Source organism: Bartonella sp. AP3QHHD (assembly GCF_042195765.1).
GTDB lineage: Bacteria > Pseudomonadota > Alphaproteobacteria > Rhizobiales > Rhizobiaceae > Bartonella.
Window position 1 is genome coordinate 1 of the sequence record NZ_JBHIPC010000016.1, and the last position, 5,748, is coordinate 5,748.

Annotated in this window: 3 protein-coding genes, 2 pseudogenes and 1 other annotated feature; all 5 genes and pseudogenes read left to right on the top strand. The window is 38.5% G+C overall.

What is annotated here, in order from left to right; translation table 11 throughout:
* Window positions 1-136: pseudogene (locus tag ACFIL7_RS01225) on the top strand (MFS transporter); the annotation flags it as partial.
* A gap of 94 nt (window positions 137-230) precedes the next feature.
* Window positions 231-519: a sequence feature (23S ribosomal RNA rRNA prediction is too short), on the bottom strand.
* Window positions 520-633: 114 nt separating this feature from the next.
* Window positions 634-1,286, top strand: a pseudogene (locus ACFIL7_RS01230) (tRNA-dependent cyclodipeptide synthase).
* Window positions 1,283-2,539 (top strand): cytochrome P450, cyclodipeptide synthase-associated, encoded by a 1,257-nt coding sequence (locus ACFIL7_RS01235; RefSeq protein WP_375683256.1) that lies wholly within the window; start codon window positions 1,283-1,285, stop codon window positions 2,537-2,539. Before ACFIL7_RS01230 ends, ACFIL7_RS01235 begins: the two are co-directional and overlap by 4 nt.
* Window positions 2,540-2,596: 57 nt before the next feature.
* Window positions 2,597-3,961 (top strand): MFS transporter, encoded by a 1,365-nt coding sequence (locus ACFIL7_RS01240; protein ID WP_375643666.1) that lies wholly within the window; start codon window positions 2,597-2,599, stop codon window positions 3,959-3,961.
* Window positions 3,962-5,464: 1,503 nt separating this feature from the next.
* A complete protein-coding gene (locus tag ACFIL7_RS01245; protein WP_375643662.1) occupies window positions 5,465-5,695 on the top strand; it encodes a hypothetical protein in 231 nt (76 codons plus the stop codon).
* Window positions 5,696-5,748 lie beyond the last annotated feature (53 nt).

Consider the following 5,748-nt stretch of genomic DNA (forward strand, 5'->3'; position numbering starts at 1 on the left):
AACAGCGGTGTGCCTTGGCTTTCTAGGAGCTGGTTTTGTAAAAGTGCATCACACCCAAAGCACACTGTTTATCATTGGCATCTTAGGTTTTATCTTGAACAGTGTCGTGCAAAAAAAGGGACTTAATGATAGTTAGCGGACTATGTCATCTTTCTATCTAACCGGCCAAAACTTTCCATCTTCACAGTGCGTTCAATTTCACTGAGTCTACGTTGGAGACAACGGAGAAGCTCGTTACACCATTCGTACAGATCGGAATTTTCCCGACAAGTAGTCTTGCTTCCTTAAAACCGTTATAGTTACAGCCGCCGTTTACTGGGGTTTCAATTCAATGCTTGCACATCTCCTCTTAACATTCCAGCACTGGGTAAACGTCAAACCCTATACATCGGGATTTGGAGTCTCTCCCATGTTCATGACTAAAGTGGTACAAATACCCGTGTGTATCTTACGTTAACTTAACAGATTAATTATCCGTAATTGCCTTTACAAGACACTTTTTATTTGTTACATAATGGGACACTATTCGATAATTGGTTATCAGTTCTTTAAATAAATTATATTCCCACAATCACCATAATAGAATGCGGGGGGGGAGGATTGAGTGTGAGTTTACAAAAAGAAATAGACGTAATGAACCGTCTTTCGTTTTCTATAAGGGGACAATCGGAAAACTGCTCTCGTTTAATTGCGATGAAGCAACATCTTATGATCGGTATAAGTCCGTTCAACACAAGGTTTTCAGAAAAATATATCACTGAGCTCATATGTTGGGCTGCAAAGAAATTCAAAGATATTGACGTATTGCTCCCAGATATAGAATCAGCCATGCTTCTTATATTAGCTTCTGGATCAACTAAGGCTAAAGCAGAGAGGAAAACAAAAAAAGAGCTCAATCGCATAAGACGCATATTATATAATATTCATGATTCTTATAATTTAGAAAAATCATTTCGCATTCTTGACTTCTCTCAATACAAGCAGTTGAACGTCGGGCAAAAAGCGTGGGATTATCAATTGAAGAAACAAAGAATTTAGAAACAACAAATATTTCTCTTGAATATATTTTTGATGAAATCCCTTTCTACGTAAATAGCCCATCTTTACTTAATAGAGAAAACTCAGTTTTAGCTTACCATCGTGAATGGCCGGTTGGAGAATTGTTGCTCAATGGTGAACAACCTCTCTGTGTTGATAAACAACAAGGTCACGGAATTGTTTCGATATGTACGCAAACTTATGAGAAGAACCAGTTTATGATTGAAGATTCAGGGGAAAATGAATGATGCGCAACGTTATTAAATTCAACGTTATGGACAAAAATTTCCAAAAAAATCCATACAATATATACCAAACTGTACATTCTTCTAACTCTGTTCTTTGGGATGAAAATCTTAAAGCTTATTTTTTTGGCCACTATGAAGATGTCAGCGCAATTTTGAAGGATACCCGCTTTACAACAGCGCCCTTAGCCGTTCGAGCAGAGCCGGTAATGGGCGATCGCGTATTGGCACAAATGGAAGGGCATGAGCACCATAGCAAGCGGCACGCCATACTTTCAAAACTTACTGGAAAAATGTTCCGCACGCACTATACTAAAATTATTGAAGAAATAATAGACCAGCTTCTCGTGCCGCATCTTGCAAAAGGGAAAATAGATATTATAAATGAATTCGGTAAAGACTATAGTGTGCTTGTTACATTAATGGTCTTAGGCCTACCAATAGATCGCTACAAGGATATATCCATGTGGCATAAGGGAGTTGCATCTTTTGTCACCAGCCTAAACCAATCAGATGAGGAAAAAGAATTCAGCTTATCGTGCAGCAAAGATATCATCTCTTATTTAACACAACTTATAGAAGAATGGGACAAAAATTCATCAGAAGATTTAATCTCTGTTTTATTCCAGAAAACAAATGATGCTAATAGCATGACAACTTCTGAAATAGTTGCTCTCGTCCTTAACATGTTATTGGCCGCCATAGAGCCTGCTGATAAAACATTAGCTTATCTTTTTTATCATTTACTCACACACCCAAATGAATTAGAAAAAATCCAAAATGACAGGAGACTTCTTGGCGATGCAATTACAGAAACACTGCGCTTGACTTCTCCCGTTCAGCTTATACCACGCCAAACCAATCAAGCGATAGAGTTCGCAGGAGTCACATTACCAGCCGACTCTCTTGTTTTTTGTATGATTGGAGCAGCTAACCGTGATCCTGATATTTTTGTGAACCCCAATCATTTTATACCAGAACGTAAACGGGGCAGTAAAACTGGGGCGGGTCTCATAAGGACCGCAAACCATTTAGCCTTTGGAGCAGGCGTGCACGTTTGTGTAGGTTCTGCTTTTGCTCTCATGCAGATTGAGTTGACGGCAAATAGACTCCTCGATAAACTCATTGACATCAGCTTAACTGATGGCTTCATTTTGGAGGAAGAGGGATTATATACAAGGGGACCATCAGCGCTCCCAATCACATTTATCCCAATATCAAAACCACAGCCATCACAAACACATGTTAATTTTTAAAAGTCTGGGAATGGGGCGGGGACAATATTTTAAAGAATATCAACAGGGGGCATAATAATGCAAAAGGTAGATTCCTATACAAAAACAGAAAGGTATGTCATATATACCGTCATTATTTCCAGCATACTTCCTCTGCTGGACGGGAGCATTGTCAATGTCATCCTTCCTAACCTTGCGCATTATTTTTCAGTCGGAGAAAATAATATACAATGGGTTGTAACATCCTATTTTCTCGCCACCGTTCCAGGGCTGCTAATGGCCGCTTTTGTGCAAGGAAGAATAGGTATCAAAAGCACTTGGCTTCTTGCAAGCTTCATTTTTATGCTTGGATCACTGGGGGTAGGATTAAGCTATAATTTTCCAACTATTATATCTGCCCGTATCGTTCAAGGTTTTGGGACCGGTCTTTTGCTGCCCCTTAGCCAAACCATCATTGCCTTACAATTTGGACAGACACGCGTGCGCCAAGCCATGGGCACCATAGCCGTACCAACAGTTTTCGCTCCTGCCTTTGGTCCGCTGGTAGGCGCCTCGCTTGCTCAGTATGTGTCTTGGCGTTTGTTATTTTTTATCAATATTCCGCTTATTTTATTGGCACTCACCCTTGGAGCAAAACATTTAAAGAGCAACGAAACAACAAAAACAAAATTTAACTTATTTGCTTTTTTAGCGTTTTCCATCTCCCTTCTTTCGTTTTTTTACCTCACAGAAGCCAGAAATATCAATAACCACAACGCCCTCTTTATCCTAGCGCTTATAGCCGTGATATCTCTCATATTATTCATTGTTTCTAATCAGAAAGCAAAAAACAAATTAATCGTCTTTAGCGGATTTCAAAATGCGCGCTATACATTGCTCATGATCATGGGGCTCGTTGCTTCATTTCTTTTTTATAGCTTCCTCGTTTATTTCCCACTAGCCGTTGCCATGGGAGGAAACTATGAAAAGAGCCTTCTCATCATCGGTGCCCTCCTTGCTCTGCAAGGAGTAGGTGCGTGGATTGGCAGGAAATTTATTTACCAAAAATGGAAAGAAAAATCTCCCTTTTTCATGATAGGAATTGGTTTAGTGATATCAAGCTTTGGGTTATTATGCTTCGGCTATAATATAAGCATGGATGGACTAGGATTCTTGCTAAGAGGCATAGGACTTGGCATCGCCACCATTGTCTGCCTTTCCGCCCCCATCCAATATGTCAACAGTTTATACGTCAAAGATACAGCCGTTATCACACGCATATTACAGCAAATAGGTGGTGCCTTAGGGGGTATATTCGCTGGCTTTTTGATCCATTCGCTGACAGAAGAATCCCTGTCCTTAAACCAAACATATATCGTATTCTTCATATTCTCTATCGCTGCATTTTTACTGTTTTGCCTAGCCCTCCTCTTATCGCGTAAAGAGAAGAATTTTGATTTATGATATGCTTTATTTGAACACCCTATCCATAACATTGGCAATGGCATATAAAATCATACAGCATTTACCACTTTTCGAGAAACCAACACACTGAGACATTGAACACAGCCTTCATCATTTTTATGAAAGAACACTAAACCGATAAGCTCCTTAAGCTCTAAAATTGATCACCTCCAGTAACGTACGGTGTTTGTAATTTTATGATACCTCTGTGCTTTTAAATCCCTCTAAAAACCTCTTGAAATATGGGATTTTCTGATCAGACCTTTGCAAAGATCCACGAAATTAAGCACGCGTTTCAATGCGGAATAGTTCCATAAATGCGCTAACAGACGCCCTACAGAACCAGCATAGAATATAGAACCCACAATGCCCCCAAATGCTGACCATCTTCTGCCACGCATCGCGATGCAAAAAATCGCACTGTATTGCAAACTTGATAATGTTATTCCCCCTTTTCAAAGTCATTGAATCACTATGCTTTCATAATCACAATAGGTTCAAATGAAACTGAAGCGACAAAAACAGCTGGTAAAGCAGCATCTTCTCTCCATTTCATTGTTAACTGTCATAACAAATCTCCCCCGCTTTAATAAAAAAGCCCTCTCTCATTGAGAAAGAAATTTTAAAAACATTGAAAATCATGAAGCACGATGACAGACCGCAAACCATCTCTAAAAAGACTGTTTCTTGATTTTCACAGCGTACTCTTAGATTTCTCTAACATTTTCCTGCCTTTAAATTTTCCTTATAAGTTTTACGGACAAAAGAAGCTTTTCAGAACTCTTTTACACATAACTTCATTGCTTCAAGCTCCCTTACAGACACGATAAACGTTTATATTTTCATCTCTACCAAATACGCGAGATTAACAGCGGATATCATGAAAACAGTCTTTTTATAGAAAACAGTAAGCTTTAACGGAATAAACGAGATTTTAAACTAGCCTCCCGCATTACTCATTACTCGATACCGGTTATGCAAATAAAGAGCGCCATCTACTTTTTCTGACAAGCAAAGAACACACACAACATTTAGTAACATGCCATTATTGAAATTCTTGTCACAAAACCTTCCGTTCAGGGATTATGCGCATTGCCTACTTCCTTCTCTCCAATAAACAATCTGCCAATAAAGAATGCTATTGCAGTTACGATAATACAAAATTATACTTCTGTTATCATTCTATATTTTTCGAATTATCACACATTATTCCCCCCTTCACTGTTATAACAATGAAAGGAGAAAAAATAAAACACAATATGGCATTTATCTTTCACAAATCTTATATAAGCCACAAAATTGTTGCGCGACCTTCTATACAAGGTCAGGCAATAAAATCATACTCTAAAAACCACTCCACACCACTTTTTGATATTATAAAGCCATAAAATGCAATTATCGTCTCCGCAAAAAATATCTCAGAAAAACAAAATCCCTCCTGTAATCATTGGACTACTTCCTCCAATGTTTGCGTACCATTATACGTGTAAGGAGTTAAATAACTTGTTTATTGCATCATTTGCTCCTTCTGAGATTCCAGAAGGTACAAAATCCGAAAAAGTTAAAGCATGGCTACGTGCAATCAATGTGGAATGCGAAGAACCGCTTGAAGTCCTTGGTAACTTGCTTGGGGATTTTTTAGAAAAAGAATATTATGACCCAGACCCAAGCGGATTAAATCCATCATTATATGAAAAAATTTTACAGTTACAAAAAGTTAGCGGATTGTTTTGAGGATTTGGCTATACAGGCTACACATAAGACAAAAGAAGAGATGACATAAGAGC